Source organism: Stenotrophomonas sp. 220_Sma, from assembly GCF_056487375.1.
The window spans coordinates 4,720,494-4,738,671 of sequence record NZ_CM151348.1 but is presented as its reverse complement, the minus strand read 5'-3'; the positions used below and the strand labels follow the sequence as shown (position 1 = coordinate 4,738,671).

Annotated in this window: 15 protein-coding genes; 11 read left to right on the top strand and 4 right to left on the bottom strand. The window is 67.9% G+C overall.

Features of this window, described 5'->3' with window-relative positions; translation table 11 throughout:
- Positions 1–128 precede the first annotated feature (128 nt).
- The 3 genes from ACZLIB_RS22015 (at position 129) to ACZLIB_RS22005 (ending at position 4,901) form a co-directional block, all read left to right on the top strand.
- Positions 129–2,354: a S9 family peptidase gene (locus ACZLIB_RS22015; RefSeq protein WP_032129127.1), complete on the top strand. Its 2,226-nt coding sequence runs from the start codon at positions 129–131 to the stop codon at positions 2,352–2,354.
- Positions 2,355–2,379: 25 nt separating this feature from the next.
- Positions 2,380–2,895 (top strand): cytochrome c oxidase assembly factor Coa1 family protein, encoded by a 516-nt coding sequence (locus ACZLIB_RS22010; RefSeq protein WP_478468744.1) that lies wholly within the window; start codon positions 2,380–2,382, stop codon positions 2,893–2,895.
- Positions 2,896–3,101: 206 nt separating this feature from the next.
- Positions 3,102–4,901 carry a DUF885 domain-containing protein gene (locus ACZLIB_RS22005; protein WP_478468743.1) on the top strand — a complete coding sequence of 600 codons (1,800 nt, stop codon included), beginning with the start codon at positions 3,102–3,104 and terminating at the stop codon, positions 4,899–4,901.
- A 1,131-nt stretch (positions 4,902–6,032) separates the two neighbouring features.
- Here the strand turns inward: ACZLIB_RS22005 and ACZLIB_RS22000 are convergent.
- A complete protein-coding gene (locus ACZLIB_RS22000; protein ID WP_014038879.1) occupies positions 6,033–6,497 on the bottom strand; it encodes a hypothetical protein in 465 nt (154 codons plus the stop codon).
- A gap of 184 nt (positions 6,498–6,681) precedes the next feature.
- On the opposite strand from ACZLIB_RS22000, the gene ACZLIB_RS21995 reads away from it, so the two are divergent.
- The 4 genes from ACZLIB_RS21995 (at position 6,682) to ACZLIB_RS21980 (ending at position 9,281) form a co-directional block, all read left to right on the top strand.
- The gene (locus tag ACZLIB_RS21995) at positions 6,682–6,930 is read left to right on the top strand and encodes a hypothetical protein (RefSeq protein ID WP_006475755.1); all 249 of its coding nucleotides are present in this window, start codon (positions 6,682–6,684) and stop codon (positions 6,928–6,930) included.
- Positions 6,931–7,052: 122 nt separating this feature from the next.
- Positions 7,053–7,970 carry a bestrophin family protein gene (locus tag ACZLIB_RS21990; RefSeq protein WP_010482217.1) on the top strand — a complete coding sequence of 306 codons (918 nt, stop codon included), beginning with the start codon at positions 7,053–7,055 and terminating at the stop codon, positions 7,968–7,970.
- A gap of 19 nt (positions 7,971–7,989) precedes the next feature.
- Positions 7,990–8,979 carry a porphobilinogen synthase gene (gene hemB / locus ACZLIB_RS21985; RefSeq protein WP_032129123.1) on the top strand — a complete coding sequence of 330 codons (990 nt, stop codon included), beginning with the start codon at positions 7,990–7,992 and terminating at the stop codon, positions 8,977–8,979.
- A gap of 32 nt (positions 8,980–9,011) precedes the next feature.
- The gene (locus ACZLIB_RS21980) at positions 9,012–9,281 is read left to right on the top strand and encodes a hypothetical protein (protein WP_049400875.1); all 270 of its coding nucleotides are present in this window, start codon (positions 9,012–9,014) and stop codon (positions 9,279–9,281) included.
- A 159-nt stretch (positions 9,282–9,440) separates the two neighbouring features.
- Here the strand turns inward: ACZLIB_RS21980 and ACZLIB_RS21975 are convergent, their stop codons facing one another.
- Positions 9,441–10,313 (bottom strand): TolB family protein, encoded by an 873-nt coding sequence (locus ACZLIB_RS21975; RefSeq protein WP_478468742.1) that lies wholly within the window; start codon positions 10,311–10,313, stop codon positions 9,441–9,443.
- A 48-nt stretch (positions 10,314–10,361) separates the two neighbouring features.
- Between ACZLIB_RS21975 and aroE the strand changes: the two genes are divergently transcribed.
- The 3 genes from aroE (at position 10,362) to dinG (ending at position 13,834) form a co-directional block, all read left to right on the top strand.
- Entirely contained in the window at positions 10,362–11,207 is an 846-nt protein-coding gene (aroE, locus tag ACZLIB_RS21970) for a shikimate dehydrogenase (RefSeq protein ID WP_478468741.1), read from the top strand.
- 3 nt (positions 11,208–11,210) lie between these two features.
- Positions 11,211–11,564 carry a hypothetical protein gene (locus tag ACZLIB_RS21965; RefSeq protein ID WP_006400655.1) on the top strand — a complete coding sequence of 118 codons (354 nt, stop codon included), beginning with the start codon at positions 11,211–11,213 and terminating at the stop codon, positions 11,562–11,564.
- A gap of 167 nt (positions 11,565–11,731) precedes the next feature.
- Positions 11,732–13,834: an ATP-dependent DNA helicase DinG gene (dinG, locus tag ACZLIB_RS21960; RefSeq protein ID WP_478468740.1), complete on the top strand. Its 2,103-nt coding sequence runs from the start codon at positions 11,732–11,734 to the stop codon at positions 13,832–13,834.
- Positions 13,835–13,909: 75 nt separating this feature from the next.
- On the opposite strand, the gene ACZLIB_RS21955 is transcribed toward dinG, so the two are convergent.
- Together ACZLIB_RS21955 and ilvD are read right to left on the bottom strand one after the other, a co-directional pair.
- The gene (locus ACZLIB_RS21955; RefSeq protein WP_478468739.1) at positions 13,910–15,082 is read right to left on the bottom strand and encodes a DUF418 domain-containing protein; all 1,173 of its coding nucleotides are present in this window, start codon (positions 15,080–15,082) and stop codon (positions 13,910–13,912) included.
- A 226-nt stretch (positions 15,083–15,308) separates the two neighbouring features.
- Entirely contained in the window at positions 15,309–17,147 is a 1,839-nt protein-coding gene (gene ilvD / locus ACZLIB_RS21950; RefSeq protein WP_478468738.1) for a dihydroxy-acid dehydratase, read from the bottom strand.
- 458 nt (positions 17,148–17,605) lie between these two features.
- Between ilvD and ACZLIB_RS21945 the strand changes: the two genes are divergently transcribed.
- Positions 17,606–18,178, top strand: coding sequence for a DUF1190 domain-containing protein (locus ACZLIB_RS21945; RefSeq protein ID WP_014038869.1), 573 nt, complete (start codon positions 17,606–17,608; stop codon positions 18,176–18,178).

Genomic DNA, 18,178 nt, shown 5'->3' with positions numbered 1-18,178 from the left:
CCGACCGTTGGTCGGCACGCCTCATGGGCAGAAGGTCATGCTGCCTTCCCGCACCGGCTTGGTTAGGATGGAGGCTGACCGCCCCGCGTCCATCGCGGTGGCGGACCTGCCGTTTGCCGGGATCCTCCATGCGCCACCTGTTCGCTTCGCTCGCCCTCATGCTCGCCACCAGTACCGCCGCCCACGCTGAAAAGCTGACTCTGGAAGCCATCACCGGCCCGCTGCCGCTTTCCGGCCCGACCCTGATGAAGCCGAAGGTCGCCCCCGATGGTTCGCAGGTCAGCTTCCTGCGCGGCAAGGACAGCGACCGCAACCAGCTGGACCTGTGGACCTATGACATCGGCAGCGGCCAGACCCGCCTGCTGGTGGATTCGAAGGTGGTGCTGCCCGGCACCGAGACCCTCAGCGATGAGGAAAAGGCCCGCCGCGAGCGCCAGCGCATCGCCGCGATGACCGGTATCGTCGATTACCAGTGGTCGCCGGACGCGCAGCGCCTGCTGTTCCCGTTGGGCGGCGAGCTGTACCTGTACGACCTCAAGCAGCAGGGCCAGGCCGCAGTGCGCCAGCTGACCCACGGCGAGGGCTTCGCTACCGACGCCAAGCTGTCGCCCAAGGGCGGTTTCGTCAGCTTCATCCGTGGCCGCAACCTGTGGGTGATCGACCTGGCCAGCGGCAAGCAGCTGCAGCTCACCCGCGACGGCAGCACCACCATCGGCAACGGCGTGGCCGAGTTCGTCGCCGACGAGGAAATGGACCGACACACCGGCTACTGGTGGGCGCCGGATGATTCGGCCATCGCCTTCGCGCGCATCGATGAAGCACCGGTGCCGGTGCAGAAGCGCTACGAGGTCTACGCCGACCGCACCGACGTGATCGAGCAGCGTTACCCGGCCGCGGGCGACGCCAACGTGCGCGTGCAGCTGGGCGTGATCGCACCGGCCGCCGATGCGCAGCCGCGCTGGGTCGACCTGGGCAAGGAACAGGACATCTATCTGGCTCGTGTCGATTGGCGCGATGCGCAGCACCTGAGCTTCCAGCGCCAGTCGCGCGACCAGAAGCAGCTGGACCTGGTGGAAGTGGCGCTCGACTCCAATCGCCAGCGCGTGCTCGCCCACGAGACCAGCCCGACCTGGGTGCCGCTGCACAACAGCCTGCGTTTCCTCGATGACGGCAGCGTGCTGTGGTCGTCCGAGCGCACCGGTTTCCAGCATCTGTACCGCATCGACAGCAAGGGCAAGGCCACCGCGTTGACCCACGGCAACTGGCCGGTGGACGAACTGCTGGCGGTCGATGAGAAGGCTGGCAAGGCCTACTTCCGCGCCGGCATCGAGACCTCGCGCGAAAGCCAGATCTACGCGGTGTCGCTGCAGGGCGGTGAGCCGCAGCGCCTGTCCAAGGCACCGGGCATGCACAGCGCCAGCTTCGCCCGCAATGCCAGCGTCTATGTGGACAGCTGGTCCAACAGCACCACGCCGCCGCAGATCGAACTGTTCCGCGCCAATGGCGAGAAGATCGCCACTCTGCTCGAGAACGACCTGGCCGACCCGAAGCATCCGTATGCGCGTTACCGCGATGCACAGCGCCCGATCGAGTTCGGCACGCTGACCGCGGCCGACGGCAAGACCCCGCTCAACTACAGCCTGATCAAGCCGGCCGGCTTCGATCCGTCCAAGCGTTACCCGGTGGCGGTGTACGTCTACGGTGGCCCGGCCAGCCAGACCGTCACCGACAGCTGGCCCGGTCGTGGCGACCACCTGTTCAATCAGTACCTGGCCCAGCAGGGCTACGTGGTGTTCTCGCTGGACAACCGCGGCACCCCGCGCCGTGGCCGTGACTTCGGTGGCGCGTTGTACGGCAAGCAGGGCACGGTGGAAGTGACCGACCAGCTGCGCGGCGTGACCTGGCTGAAGCAGCAATCGTGGGTGGACCCGGCGCGCATCGGCGTGCAGGGCTGGTCCAACGGTGGCTACATGACCCTGATGCTGCTGGCCAAGGCCTCGAACCAGTACGCCTGTGGCGTGGCCGGTGCGCCGGTGACCGATTGGGGCCTGTACGACAGCCACTACACCGAACGCTACATGGACCTGCCGGCGCGCAACGAAGCGGGTTACCGCGAAGCGCGCGTGCTGACCCATATCGACGGCCTGCGCTCGCCGCTGCTGCTGATCCACGGCATGGCCGACGACAACGTCTTGTTCACCAATTCCACCAGCCTGATGAGCGCGTTGCAGAAGCGTGCACAGCCGTTCGAGCTGATGACCTACCCGGGTGCCAAGCATGGCCTGTCCGGTGCCGATGCGCTGCATCGCTACCGCGTGGCCGAAGCCTTCCTGGGACGCTGCCTGAAACCCTGATCCACAGCCGGGAAGGAGCCCGCCGATGACCCTGCCACCGCCGATTCCTGCCCATGGCCAGAGGCCTGCCAGCTGGTGGTGCCGACACTGGCGCTGGGCGATGCCGTTGACGGTGGTGCTGGTGCTGGGCGGCGCCGGTGGCGTGGTGACCTGGAGCGTGCTGCGTTGGAGCGAGGCGGCACGCGAGAGCCCGCCGATGCGCGAAGCGTTGCGCCGCGCGGGCTGCAGCATCGAACTGGTGGAAGCCTTTGGCGAGCCGCTGCATATCGAATCGATGCCGCTGGGCAGCATGCAGACCGCGATGAACGGCCAGCGCGACGTCGGCCTGACCGTTGCGCTGGAAGGACCGCATGCGCACGGCCGGCTGTTCGTGCAGGGCAGCCGTCGCGATGAAGTCTGGGATTACCCGGTGATGTATGTACTGGCCGAAGACAAGCAGACCTTCGACCTGACTGCACTGGATGACGACGAGGCTGCGGGGGAGTGCGAGCTGCAGGCCTGCCGTGAGCGTGGCGAATGCCCGCTGACCGCCGCGCTGTGACCGCAGGTCGCGCGGCCGGGTAAGGGCGGCCATGTAGAGTCGACTGTTAGTCGACTGCTCTCCACAAGACGCCTGAAAAACCCCGCGCTGCGCGCGATAGTCGACTGACAGTCGACTCTACCCATCAGCCGCGCCGTGACCTCCAGCCGATTGTCGCCATCGCCGTGAGCGCGTAAGTTGCGGGCAACCCTTTGCTGGAGTGTCCCATGAAGCCGATTGCGCTCGCTGTTGCCCTGGCCCTGACTGCCGCCCCGTTGCTGTCCGCACCGCCGGCCCTGGCCGCGCCGGCTGCCAAGGCCGCGACTCCCGCCAGCCCTGCCTGGGTCGCCCGCAGCAATGCACTGGCGCAGATCCTGCTTGATGCGCAGGGCCCGTTCCAGCCGGAGGAAACCGGCTTCTTCGGCGTGCCCGGCTACGACGACAAGGTGGCCGACCTCGGCCCGGACAACGGCAAGCGCTACCGCGCCGCGATGGCCAAGGCCCGCGACGAACTGAAGGCGAAGCTGGCCACCGAACAGGATCCCAATGTCCGCCAGGACCTGGAGATCATGATCCACGCCGCCAACCAGAACATCGAAGGCAGCGAGCTCAACGAGAAGTACCTGCTGCCATGGAGTGACGCGCCGCAGACCGTGTTCAGCGGCCTCAACCTGCTGCTGTCCGACCAGGTGCCCGCCGAGCGCCGGGCCAAGGCGATCGAACGCCTCAAGGCCTATGCCGGCCTGCAGCCGGGCGGCACCGCGTTCACCACGCTGGCCCGCCAGCGCTACGAAGAGCGATTGAAGGACAGCAGTCTGCTGCAGCCGACCAAGATCGAAGTGCAGCAGTCGCTGGACAACGTCGAGACCTACATCACCGGCATCGAGTCGCTGCTGAAGAAGTACCAGATCGCCGGTGCCGATGAAGCGATGAAGGCGCTGGCCGGGCAGATGAAGGACTACGCCAGCTGGACGCGCACCACCGTGCTGCCGAAGGCTCGCACCGACGCACGCCTGCCGGCACCGTTGTACGCGTACCAGCTCAAGCAGGTCGGCATCGACATCGACCCGAAGCTGTTGATGCAGCGCGCGCAGCTGGAGTTCATGGAAACCCGATCGGCGATGCAGCAGCTGGCGCCGCTGGTGGTGAAGGACAAGGGCCTGAAGGTGGCCGACCCGAGCGACCCGGTGGCGGTGATCCGCGCGCTGAAGGCCGACAAGATCGCCGACGATCATCTGGAAGGCCACTACCGCAAGGTGATCGATGCGATCGACCCGTTGATCCGCGAGCACGCCATCGTCGACGTGCCCAAGCGCGCGATGCAGATGCGCCTGGGCTCGGCCGCCGAGAGTGCTGCGAGCCCGGCGCCGCATTTCCTGCCGGCGCCGCTGGTCAACAACACCGGGCAGCAGGGCACCTTCGTGCTGCCGCTGGGCAACCCGGCCGCGGGCCCGGGTGCGCAGTACGACGACTTCAACTTCGGTGCGGCGGCGTGGACGCTGAGCGCGCATGAGGGCCGCCCGGGTCACGAGCTGCAGTTCACCGCCATGGTCGAGCGCGGCGTGTCGCTGGCTCGCACCATGTTCGCGTTCAATTCGGTGAACGTGGAGGGCTGGGCGCTGTATGCCGAAGCCGAGATGGTGCCGTACGAGCCGCTGGACGGGCAGATGATCGCCCTGCAGTTCCGCCTGCTGCGCGCCGCACGCGCGATGCTGGACCCGATGCTCAACCTTGGCCTGACCGATCGTGCCAACGGCGAGCGCGTGCTGATGGAGCAGGTCGGCCTGTCCAAGGCGATGGCCACCCAGGAACTGGACCGCTACATGGTGCGCATGCCGGGCCAGGCCGGCAGCTATTTCTACGGCTACACCCGCATCCTCGAACTGCGCATGCAGACCGAGCTGGCACTGGGCGCGAAGTTCGACCGCCTGGCGTTCAACAACTTCCTGCTCGACCAGGGCCTGCTGCCGCCGGACCAGCTGGCCGATGCGGTGAACAAGGTGTTCGTGCCGAAGTACAAGCGCTGAGCATCACCGGTAGTGCCGGCCACTGGCCGGCGCCGCGGGTTTCGTGCCAACCAAGGTTGGCACCTACCAGAGCGATGCGTCGGTGGTTGCAGGGGTAGTGCCGGCCGCTGGCCGGCAATCGCCGTTGGTAGATGCCGACCTTGGTCGGCGCTGTGGGTTTGTGCCAACCAAGGTTGGCACCTACCAGAGCGATACGTCGGTTGTTGCAGGGGTAGTGCCGGCCACTGGCCGGCAATCGCCGTTGGTAGATGCCGACCTTGGTCGGCGCTGTGGGTTTCGTGCCAACCAAGGTTGGCACCTACCAGAGCGATGCGTCGGTGGTTGCAGGGGTAGTGCCGGCCGCTGGCCGGCAATCGCCGTTGGTAGATGCCGACCTTGGTCGGCGCTGTGGGTTTCGTGCCAACCAAGGTTGGCACCTACCAGAGCGATGCGTCGGTTATTGCAGGGGTAGTGCCGGCCGCTGGCCGGCAATCGCCGTTGGTAGATGCCGACCTTGGTCGGCGCTGTGGGTTTCGTGCCAACCAAGGTTGGCACCTACCAGAGCGATGCGTCGGTTATTGCAGGGGTAGTGCCGGCCGCTGGCCGGCAATCGCCGTTGGTAGATGCCGACCTTGGTCGGCGCTGTGGGTTTGTGCCAACCAAGGTTGGCACCTACCAGAGCGATGCGTCGGTGGTTGCAGGGGTAGTGCCGGCCGCTGGCCGGCAATTGCCGTTGGTAGATGCCGACCTTGGTCGGCGCTGTGGGTTTCGTGCCAACCAAGGTTGGCACCTACCAGAGCGATACGTCGGTTATTGCAGGGGTAGTGCCGGCCGCTGGCCGGCAAGCGCCGTTGGTAGATGCCGACCTTGGTCGGCGCTGTGGGTTTCGTGCCAACCAAGGTTGGCACCTACCAGAGCGATGCGTCGGTGGTTGCAGGGGTAGTGCCGGCCGCTGGCCGGCAATTGCCGTCGGTAGATGCCGACCTTGGTCGGCGCTGTGGGTTTCGTGCCAACCAAGGTTGGCACCTGCCAGAGCGATGCGTTGGTTATTGCAGGGGTAGTGCCGGCCGCTGGCCGGCATTTCCCTTGGGCAGAGAGGATTCCTGAGGTTGCCGGCCAGCGGCCGGCACTACCGGCGGTGACCCTCTCGGGTCACCGCTGCGGCTGCGGTGTGATCACCTGTGTCGGCAACCGCGCGGGCGGTGCCGGATTCGGCACCCAGATCGCGACGCCGGCGGCGCGCTTCTGCGTGGTCGGAATACCGATGCCGACGCCGCCACCGACGTGCGAGCCGAACGTGCCGGCGCCGACCGACATGCCCACCGGCGAGCCACTGCTGCCCACGCCCATCAACACCACGCCATTGGCGCCGAGCGCGGCGGCCTCACGCTTCAGGCGTGCCACGGCGGCATCGGTCTGGCCCTGGGTGCCGAAGCCGACGGCGGACGCCGATTCCAGCTGGGCGATTTCCTGTGAACCGGCCGGTGGCGTCGAATAGATCTGCACCAGCGCCGGATCGATCGGTGCGCGGGCGCGGCCCAGCATCACCTTGGAGGTACTGGCACAGCCAGCGGCGACCAGCAGGATGGCCGCCAACGCGGCCCAACGGATGTTCATGGCACGACCCCTGTAGGACTGGTTGCGATCATCGGCGGGCCACTCTGAATCGGCGCCAACACCCGGGCCAGGGCACGCACGGCAGCACGCTAGCACGGCGGGGGTGACAGCCCCGCCAATGGCAGTAGGCGGCGGCAGCGGGAACGTCTATGGTTGGGGCAGGAACCAACTGCGGGAGAGCGGCATGGGTGTGATCAGTCTGTTGTGGGGCGTACTGGCGCTGTTGTGGATGATCCTGGCGCTGATTCCACTGCTGGGCTGGGGCAACTGGTTCCTGATCCCGTTCGCTGCGGTGGGCGCGGTCATCGCCGCGCTCGGCATCCTGTTCACCCACCCGAGCAAGCGTGGCCGGGCCTGGGCCGGGCTGGTGCTGAACGGCATCGTGGTGGTGGTCGGCATCCTCCGCCTCGGCCTGGGTGGCGGCGTGATCTGAGCCCGCACCCGGGTGCGACAGGGCGTCGCAGGCGCACGGTCCATGGCCGGGCAGGGGCGTACAATGAATGGCTGCGCGAGCCCCCCGCGTGCCTGTGAATCCGCGCCCGGCGCGGCTGCCCCATGATCATCCGACCCCGTCCCCACGGCTGGCAACTGCTTTACATCCTGCGCGGTTCGATCGTCAAAGCGATCGCGCCCAAGGTGCTGGCCATCCTGATCCTGTCCATTGCCGTGGCTGCGGTGGTGGAACTGGCGCCGCCCACCGGCATCGAACGCGTTTCCGTCACGCCGTTCACCCTGCTCGGCCTGGTCCTGTCGATCTTCCTCAGCTTCCGCAACAGCGCCTGCTACGAGCGCTGGTGGGAAGGCCGCAAGCTGTGGGGCCAGCTGGTCTACGAATCGCGCTCGCTGGCCCGCCAGGTGAACCTGCTGCTGGCCGATGACACCGGCCGCCGCCGCCGCATCGCCTACCTCACCACCGCCTTCGCTCATGCACTGGCCGGTCGCCTGCGCGGGCGCATCGTGGCGCTGATGGCCCTGCCGTGGCTGGACAAGCGCCAGCGCGAACAACTCGGGCAGCGCGAGAACGTGCCCGACGCGCTGCTCTCGATGATCGCTGCCGAGCTGGCCCAGGCCCTGCGTGCCGGTGACCTCGACCCGATCCTCTACACCCAGCTGGAAGAACGCCTGCACGCGATGTCGTCGATCCAGGCCGGCTGCGAGCGCATTCTCACCACACCGCTGCCGTTCGCCTACACCCTGCTGCTGCACCGCTGCGCGTGGATGTTCTGCGTGCTGCTGCCGTTCGGCCTGGCCAGTTCGCTGGGCTGGGGCACGCCGGTGCTGTCGGCGGTGCTGGCCTATGCCTTCTTCGGCCTGGACCAGCTGGGCGAAGAAATGGAAGACCCGTTCGGCCTGGAGCCGAATGACCTGCCGCTGGACGCGCTGGTGCGCACGATCGAGATCGACCAGCTCGACGCGCTCGGCGAACGCCCCTTGCCCGAACCCCTGCTGCCGCAGGGTTACCTGTTGCAATAGCCACTCCTCGGAGCCTGCCATGTCCCACCCGCTTTACCGCCCGCGCCGCATGCGCCACGACGAGTTCTCGCGCCGCCTGATGCGCGAGAACACGCTGACCACCGACGACCTGATCTACCCGGTGTTCGTGCACGAACTGGCTGGCCGCACCGCAGTGCCGTCGATGCCGGGCGTGGAGCGTCTGTCCATCGAAGAGCTGCTGAAGGTGGCCGAAGAGGCGCTGGAGCTGGGCATTCCGGTGATCGACCTGTTCCCGGTGATCGACCCCTCGCTGAAGTCGCTGGACGCGTCGGCGGCGTGGGCCGAAGACGGCCTGGCGCAGCGTGCGATCCGCGCGCTGAAGTCACGCTTCCCGGAGCTGGGGGTGATGACCGACGTGGCGCTGGACCCGTACACCACGCACGGCCAGGACGGCATCATCGACGACAAGGGCTATGTGCTGAACGACATCACCGTCGAGGCGCTGGTCAAGCAGTCGGTATCGCACGCCGAAGCCGGTGTCGACATCGTTTCGCCCTCGGACATGATGGACGGCCGCATCGGCGCGATCCGTCGTGCGCTGGATGCCGACAACCACATCAACGTGCGCATCATGGCCTACTCGGCCAAGTACGCCTCGGCGTTCTACGGTCCGTTCCGTGATGCGGTGGGCAGCGCCGCCAGCCTCGGCAAGGCCGACAAGAAGACCTACCAGATGGACCCGGCCAACGGCGACGAGGCCCTGCGCGAGATTGCGCTGGACCTGGAAGAGGGTGCTGACATGGTGATGGTCAAGCCGGGCATGCCCTACCTGGACCTGGTGCGCCGGGTGAAGGAAAAATTCGGCGTGCCGACCTTCGCCTACCAGGTGAGTGGCGAGTACGCGATGATGAAGGCCGCCTTCGCCAACGGCTGGCTGGACGAGCGCGCCTGCGTGCTGGAGTCGCTGCTGGGCTTCAAGCGGGCCGGCGCCGATGGCGTGCTGACCTATTTCGCGCCGCAGGTGGCGCGATGGCTGCGCGAGCGCTGACAATAGCGCCACGATAGACGGAGGATTACGCGATGGGACCCGAACTGGGATGGATGCAATGGCTGATCTGGGGCATCGGTACGCTGGTGTTCGGCGCCATCATCGTCGGTGTCTTCATCGCGGCCTGGCGGGCCGGCAAGCGCCCGCCGGAGCAGCTCTCCGCCGCCCGCCATGTCGCCCGTGAGCAGGCCCTGCCGGACAGCGTGCAGGCCGAACTGGCCGCGTTGAACCAGCGCAAGGACAATGGCCAGCTGAGCGAGATCGAGTACGAGCAGCAGCGCGCCAAGGTGTTGTCGCGCTGACTCTCAGTTCTGGTAGCCGCCAACCTTGGTTGGCACTTTCCCGCATGCCAACCAAGGTTGGCATCTACCAAGCGGCCATCCACGCACGGCGTGGATCTACCGCACGCACCTGGCGCCTCCATCGCCCGGGTAGCCGCCAACCTTGGTTGGCGTTTGCCGTCACCGTGCGCCCGGTAGGCACCCGGCCACCGCCGCCACCTTCGGCACGGCCAACCGGTACACATCCACGCCACCGGCACGCGGTGCCTTCGCCGCACTGCTGGCGACCATCATCTCGCCGGGCTTGGCGTTGTCGATCACCGGCGCGCCGGTCCAGCCGCTGGTCTGGTTGAACGACAGCCCCAATGGCTGCAGCGCCGCACCGGTCCACGCACAGCCGCTGCTCCACACCTGCGTGGTCGTGCCGTTGCCGCGGCTGAACACCACGGCGCCGTCATGCCCCAGCCAGTCGCCGTCGGTCTCGTCGTCGGCGCTGTTCAACGCGCTCAGTGCGCTGGCCGGGCCACGCAGTCCCTGCGCATCCAGCGTCGCCACGAACAGGTCCCAGCCGGCGCCACGGCCCTGCTGGCGGGCAAACAACAGCTGCCTGCCATCCGCGCTCAGGGCCGGCCCGCGCTCTTCCCGGCGGCCCGCGTCGCCCGCCAGCAGCTGCGCGGTACCCAGTTGGCCATCGGTGGCGAGAGCGGCCCGATACAGCGCCAGCTTGCCCTCGCGGCCGGCCGCGAACAGCAGCCAGCGGCCGTCGCGGCTGAAGTAGGGATCATGGGCCTCACCGGCCACGCCTACCGGCAAGGCCTGCGCCTGCTGCCAGCGGCCGGCCACCACGCGCGCCTCCCACAGGCCCCAACCGGCCTCGCCACGGCGGGCGAAAACGATGCGCTGGCCATCGGCGCTGATCGTGGCGCGGCCCTCGTCGGCACGGGTCGAGACCACGCCCATGCCTTCGATGCCGTACTCGTTCAACGCCATCGCCACGGGGGCAGAGAGTAGACTGGCGGCAAGCACCAGCAGGGGCGGGGTGATGCGCATCATCCGGGTCCGTGCACGAAAGAGCATCAGTCTAGCCAGCTTGAGGATTCCATGACCGACCGTTACGCCGTCTTCGGACACCCCGTTGCCCACTCGAAGTCGCCGCAGATCCATGCGACGTTCGGTCGCCAGGAAGGCATCGCGGTGGATTACCGCGCGATCGACCTGGCCCCGGATGCGTTCCTGGCCGGCCTGGAAGCCTTCGCCGCCGCCGGCGGTGTCGGTGCCAACGTCACCTCGCCGCACAAGGAAGCCGCGTTCTCGGTGTGCACCACGCTGACTGCACGTGCGCGCCGCGCCGGCTCGGTCAACACGCTGCTGCGCAAGGGCGACCGCTGGCATGGCGACACCACCGACGGCATCGGCCTGGTGCGTGACCTGACCGACCGCCATGGCCTGGACCTGCGTGGCCGCCGCATGCTGCTGATCGGTGCCGGCGGCTCCGCGCGCAGCGTCGCTCCGGCCTTCCTCGATGCTGGAATCACCGAGCTGGTGGTGGTCAACCGCACGCCGGAACGCGCCGATGAACTGATCGACGCGATGGGCGAACCGGGCCGCGCGATCAGCCGCTACTGGGAAGACCTGCGCGAGCTGGGCGACTTCGAGCTGATCGTCAATGCCACCTCGGCCGGCCGCGACCGCGACGTCGAGTTCAAGCTGCCGCTGTCGCTGGTCAACTCGATGACCACCGCCGTCGACCTGAACTACGGCGAGGCCGCCATCGCCTTCCTGGCCTGGGCGCGCGCAGCGAACTGCCGCAATACCGTGGATGGCCTGGGCATGCTGGTCGAGCAGGCCGCCGAGAGCTTCCTGCAGTGGCACGGTGTGCGTCCGCAGACCGACGAGGTCTACCAGACGCTGCGGCAGGGCTCGGCCGTGCTGGCCGGCGAGGACTGATCGATGGACAACACGACCCTGATGGTGACGGTGCTGAGCATCGTGGGCGTGCGCCTGCCGGTGCTGATCGCACTGTGCGTGGGCCTGGTCTGGGTGGTCGGCGCACCGCGCGATGCCACCCGCACCGGCGCCCTGGTCGGCCTGGTGCTGTTGCTGCTGTCCAGCCTCGGCGGCATGGCCGCCGGCATCCTGCCGATGTGGTTGATCAACAGCGGCAACTTCGACGCCATCTCGGGCATGAGTGCCATCCTTGGCGTGCTGCACTTCGCGCTGGCGATGGTCGAGGCCATCGGCGTGGTGCTGCTGGTGTGGGCGCTGGTGCGCCTGCTGCGTACCCGCACGATCCCGGCATCCTGACCGGTAGCGCCGGGCCATGCCCGGCGTATCTGGCCCTTGGGCGGTCCGGCCATCGGACCGTGACCGCCGCCTGGCGTCGTCGCTGGCCCGTTCAGGGTGCCAGCGACGGTGAACGCGGCCGGCCATGCGACAATGACCGGCCTGATCCAGCCACGGTACTTCCCGGCGTGACCGAAACCGTCGCCGCTCCGCGCACGCTCGATGACACCTTGAAGGACGCGATCCGCAAGGCGTACACGACGCTGCAGGCCAATACCCCCGGCTTCTCCACCCGTCGCTCGCAGAGCCAGATGATCGGCGTGGTGTCGCGCGCGCTGTCGAAAAGCGGTGGCGTCGGCGTGGTCGAGGCGCCCACCGGCGTCGGCAAGAGCCTGGGCTACCTCACCGCGGGCGTGCCGATCGCGCTGGCCAGCAAGAAGAAGCTGGTGATCAGCACCGGCACCGTAGCGCTGCAGTCACAGCTGGTCGAGCGCGATATCCCGAATTTCCTCAAGGCCACCGGCCTGGAAGCGACCGTGGCGCTGGCCAAGGGCCGTACCCGCTACCTGTGCACGCGCAATGCTGCCGAAGCGCAGGGCGAGGGCTCGCAGGGCGGCATGTTCGAGGATGACGCGCCCTTGTTCGACCGGCCGCTGGCGCCGATCGAGATGGACATCGCCAAGCGCCTGACCGACGCCTTCACCGGCGGCAGCTGGGATGGCGACATCGACAACGCGCCGGAGACCATCAGCCCCGGCCTGCGCAGCCGCATCACCACGCCGGCCTCGGGCTGCGCCGGGCGTCGTTGTGCCTATTCGGCGCAGTGCGCGGTGCTGCGTTCGCGCAACACGGTGCGCGACGCACAGATCGTGGTCACCAACCACGCGCTGCTGCTGTCGGCGCTGTCGATCGGCGACAGCGACAACGGCCAGCCGTTGATCGCACCGCCGTCGGACATGCTGCTGGTGCTGGACGAAGGCCATCACATCGGCAACGTGGCGATCGACCAGGGTGCGGCCAGCCTCGCGCTGGACGAGATGGCCAAGCGCACCGGTCGCCTGCAGATCCTGATCGCCGGCGCCTACCGCGCGGTCGACAAGGATCGGTTGGGCAACCTGCTGCCGAACGAAGCGATCGAAGTCGCCAGCAACGTGGCCAAGCAGCTGCGCGCGTTCCGTGACCACATCGAGCGGGTGTGGATGCCGGCACCGGCCGACGAAGAGCCGATGTGGCGCGCGGCCAATGGCCGCCTGCCCGAGGCCTGGCGCGAGCCGATCGAAGCGCTGGCCGACGACACCCGCAGCCTCTACAACTGGGCGCATGCCGCCACCGCGCAGGTGGCCAAGGGCAAGCCGGACGATGCCGCGCGCGAGCGCCTGCAGCGCAACCTGGGCATGGCGCTGGAGATGATCGAGCAGCAGTACAACCTGTGGCAGGCCTGGCGCCGCGAGGACAAGGACGGCGCGCCGCCGATGGCGCGCTGGGTCACCGCCACCCGCGACGGCGACCTGATGCTGCATGGCTCGCCGGTGTCGGCCGCGCACGTGCTGCGCAAGCTGCTGTGGGATGAAGTGGACTCGGTGGTGATGACCTCGGCGACGCTGACCGGCGGTGGCGACTTCCAGTCGCTGGCGATCGACAACGGCATTCCGGAAGAGGCCGAGATGGTCTCGCTGTCGTCGCCGTTCGACCTGCCCAACCAGGCCGAGCTGATCGTGCCGAAGTTCCCGGTCACGCCGGACGACCGCGAAGGCCACCCGCGCGAAGTGGCGCGCTACCTGGACACCGAACTGGACTGGGCCAAGGGCTCGATGGTGTTGTTCACCTCGCGCTGGAAGATGGAGAAGGTGGCCGGGCTGATGTCGGCCGCGCGCCGCAAGCAGGTGCTGGTGCAGGGCGAGATGTCCAAGACCCGGCTGATCGACGAGCATCTGCGGCGCGTGGCGGCAGGCGAAGGCTCGGTGCTGTTCGGACTGAACTCGTTCGGCGAAGGCCTCGACCTGCCTGGCGAAGCCTGCACCACGGTGGTCATCACCCAGGTGCCGTTCGCAGTGCCGACCGACCCGCAGACCGCCACCCTCAGCGAGTGGTTCGAAGGGCGCGGGCTCAACGCCTTCAACCTGATCGCGATTCCGCACGCGCTGCGCACGCTGACCCAGTTCGCCGGCCGCCTGATCCGCACCTCCACCGACACCGGCCGCGTGGTCATTCTTGATTCGCGGTTGCTGACCCGCCGCTACGGCAAGCGCATCATCGACGCGCTGCCACCGTTCAAGCGCGTGATCGGCTGACCGGTAGCAAAAAGGGGACGGAGGGAATTAAGTCGTAAGTGGCACAAACGACCTCATCACCGCCGTCTCCGGTCGCTAGCGCCGTAACGGCAGCCATTGCCCTTCGCTGGCGCTGCGCCACAGCCATTCGGCTGGCCCGAAGCGATGGCCACGCAGCCACCACGCGCTCGCCCACAGTTGCAGCGGGAACACCACCGCTGCCACCAGCAGCACCGGCCACAGCCCGTACTGCGGGCCGATACCCAGCCCGAAGCCGGCAAACAGCGGCACGCAGATCGCGCTTTGCAGCAGGTAGTTGCTCAGTGCCATGCGCCCGGCCGGCACGAACACGCGCAGCATGCGCTCGGCCCACGGGCGCAGATAGAGCAGGGTGAAGATCGCCGCCGCAGCAATGCCCAGTGCCAGCGGCGCAACGCGATAGGACACGCGCAGCAGGTAGCCGGGCACGCCCGCGCGCAGCGCCGGCCATGCCTGTTTGAGCGCATCGGCCTGGGCATCGATCCACAGGAACACCGCCGTCAGCAGCAGGCTGCCGATGGCGATCGAGCGCAGCAGCGGCAGATGCGCCTGCGGCTGCTGCAGCAGTCCGCGGCGGCCGGCCCAGTAGCCCAGCAGGAAGCGGCCGAGCACGAAGAACAACAGCGCCCAGTTGCTCAGCTTCAGCCATGCGGCCAGCTGCAGGTTGTGCCACCACGCCTGCGCCAGCGTGCCGTGCGCAAGGGCATCGAGCGCCATGGCGTTCATCTGCGCGCGCGGTGTGAGCAGGGCGACCCATTCGCGGATCCACGGCGACAGCAGCGGTGGCAGCAACAGGGCGATGAACATCCCACTGAACAGCAGTGCGCGATCACCAAGGTGACGGAACAATGGCAGCAGCAGGCCCACCAGCGCATAGACCAGCAGGATGTCGCCCCACCAGAGCAGCACCGAATGCAGCAGGCCGATCACCAGCAGTACTGCCATCCGCCGCAGGTGCGCGGCCATGCTACCGGGGGCGTTGCCGTCCATCTGCATTGCTACGCCCATGCCGAACAGCAGCGAGAACAGGGTGATCGCCTTCATGTCCACCAACCACGCCATGCCGGTGCGGATGGCATGGTCGGGCGCCGCGCTGGGCAGTGCCTGCTGCGCGGCCTCGGTCATCAGTGCATCGAGCGAGAAGAAGCGCAGGTTGACCAGGAACACGCCGAGCAGCGCGAGCCCACGCAGGGCATCGATGAGGGGCTGGCGCGGCGGGCGGTGGGTCATGCCGCGCAGCGTACCGGATCGGTAGGGCCGGCCGCTGGCCGGCAACCGTTGTTGGTAGATGCCGACCTTGGTCGGCGCTGTGGGTTCCGTGCCAACCAAGGTTGGCACCCACCAGAACGATGCGGCGGTTGTTGCAGGGGTAGTGCCGGCCGCTGGCCGGCACCTGCACCGCGATGGCCCACATCGATGAGGCTGCCGGCCAGCGGCCGGCACTACCGCACGGGGGTCAATCGCCGAGCAGGGCGGTGTTGCGTACGGCGCCCTTGTCGGCGCTGGTGGCGAGCAGCGCGTAAGCCTTCAGCGCGCTGGTGACCTTGCGCGGGCGGGGTGCGCGCGGCTTCCAGCCGCGGGCATCGGCGTCGGCGCGGCGCTGGGCCAGCGTGGCCTCATCCAGCAGCAGATCGATGCGGCGCGCCGGGATGTCGATGCGGATGCGGTCGCCGTTTTCCACCAGGCCGATGACACCGCCACTGGCGGCTTCCGGCGAGACATGGCCGATCGACAGGCCCGAGGTTCCGCCGGAAAAGCGGCCATCGGTGAGCAGCGCACATTGCTTGCCCAGCCCCTTCGATTTCAGATAGCTGGTCGGGTACAGCATCTCCTGCATGCCGGGGCCGCCCTTCGGGCCTTCGTAGCGGATGACCACCACCTCGCCCGGCTGCACCTCGTCAGCGAGGATGCCGGCGACGGCGGCGTCCTGGCTTTCGTAGACGCGCGCGGGGCCTTCGAACACGTGGATCGACTCGTCGACGCCGGCGGTCTTCACCACGCAGCCATCGATGGCCAGGTTGCCGCGCAGCACGGCCAGCCCGCCTTCCAGCGAATACGCGTGCTGCAGCGAGCGGATGCAGCCCTCGTCGCGGTCCACGTCCAGCGTCGGCCAGCGCGTGGCCTGGCTGAAGGCTTCCTGGGTGGGGATGCCGGCCGGGCCAGCCTTGAAGAAGGTATGCAGGGTGTCGTTGTCACTGCGCACCACGTCCCAGCGTTCCAGTGCTTCGGCCAGGCTGGCGCTGTGCACGGTCGGCACCGTGGTTTCGAGCAGGCCGGCGCGGTCCAGCTCACCGAGGATGCCGAACACGCCGCCGGCGCGATGCACGTCTTCGATGTGGTACTTCGGCGTGTTCGGTGCCACCTTGCACAGCTGCGGAACGCGCCGCGACAGCGCGTCGATGTGGGTCAGGTCGAAGTCGACCTCGGCTTCCTGCGCGGCAGCCAGCAGGTGCAGGATGGTGTTGGTGGAGCCGCCCATGGCGATGTCCAGGGTCATCGCATTGGCGAAGGCGGCCTGGGTGGCGATGCCGCGCGGCAGCGCGCTCGGGTCTTCGCCGCCATACCAGCGGTGGCAGAGTTCGACGATCAGGCGGCCGGCGCGGCGGAACAGCGCCTCGCGGTCGGCATGGGTGGCCAGCGTGGTGCCATTGCCCGGCAGCGACAGGCCCAGCGCTTCGGTCAGGCAGTTCATCGAGTTGGCGGTGAACATGCCCGAGCAGGAGCCGCAGGTGGGGCAGGCGCTGCGCTCGAACGCCGCCACCTTCTCGTCGGAGGCGCTGTCATCGGCGGCCACCACCATCGCATCGACCAGGTCCAGCTTGTGCTCGGACAGCTTGGTCTTGCCCGCTTCCATCGGCCCGCCGGAGACGAACACCACCGGGATGTTGAGGCGCAGCGCGGCCATCAGCATGCCGGGGGTGATCTTGTCGCAGTTGCTGATGCACACCAGCGCGTCGGCGCAGTGCGCGTTGACCATGTACTCCACGGCGTCGGCGATGATCTCGCGGCTGGGCAGCGAATACAGCATGCCGTCGTGGCCCATCGCGATGCCGTCGTCCACGGCGATGGTGTTGAATTCCTTGGCGACGCCGCCGACCTGTTCGATCTCGCGCGCGACCAGCTGGCCGAGGTCCTTCAGGTGCACGTGGCCGGGCACGAACTGGGTGAAGGAGTTGGCGATGGCGATGATCGGCTTGTGGAAGTCGCCGTCTTTCATGCCGGTGGCACGCCACAGGGCGCGGGCGCCGGCCATGTTGCGGCCGGCAGTGGAGGTGCGGGAGCGGTATTCAGGCATGGCTGGCGGAACGGGCGGGCCGTACAACGTGGGGGTCGCCCGATCATGGCCAATTTTTTCGGTTGCTGCTGCAACCACCGGGGAGAGAGGGCAGGGCTGCGCCCTGCACCCGCAGTAGTGCCGGCCGCTGGCCGGCAACCTCAACGGCAACAGCTGGGCTATCCGTGGGATGGCGGGGTGGGTCCGGCTGCGGGGGACGGCGCAAGTACGTCCATGTAGCCTCGGTCGCGCCATCCATGGCGCTCACGCCCCCGCAACCGGACCCACCCCGCCTTCGACACTTTCCCAATGCTGTTGGTGGGTGTCGACCTTGGTCGACACGATGTATCCACGCCATGCGTGGATGATGGGGAACGACGAAAATGAAAGTCCGTTCATCTTTCGGACTTTGCCGATTCCGGTTGCTGGTCCGGATTTGGCATCATTGGGGCATTGATCCGTCGACAGGGCATGAGGCCATGAAACGTTCCCGCACCACCGCGCTGCTGCTGATGAGCGCTGCGCCGCTGCTGTTCACCGCCTGCCAGAAGGAGCCGGAGGTGAAGGTGCAGGAAGGCCTGTACACCTCGGTGGAGGCCTGCACCGAGGCCACCGGCGATCCGTCGTCGTGCCGCAATGCCTTCGCCGAAGCGCAGAAGCAGGCCGCCGATGCTGCGCCGAAGTACGCCAGCAAGGAAGCCTGCGAGAAGGACTACAAGCCGGAACAGTGCGTGCAGCAGCACACCTCGGCCGGTACCTCGTTCATCGGCCCGATGATGATGGGCTTCTTCATGTCGCAGATGCTGAGTAACCGCGGCGGCCTGGCTCCGCAGGCGCCGGCGGCGTCGCCGGCCTACCAGGACAAGAGCGCTGGTTGGGCGCGTCCGGCACCGGGCGGCAGCGGTGGCCTGAACACCGCCAGCGGCATCGGCGCCGGCAAGGCGGGCCTGGCGCCGGTCACCAGCGAACCGAACCGTGCGGTCACCGCCAGCCGTGGTGGCTTCGGCAATACCAGCGCACGCCGCAGCACCAGCGGCAGCTACGGCGGCTGA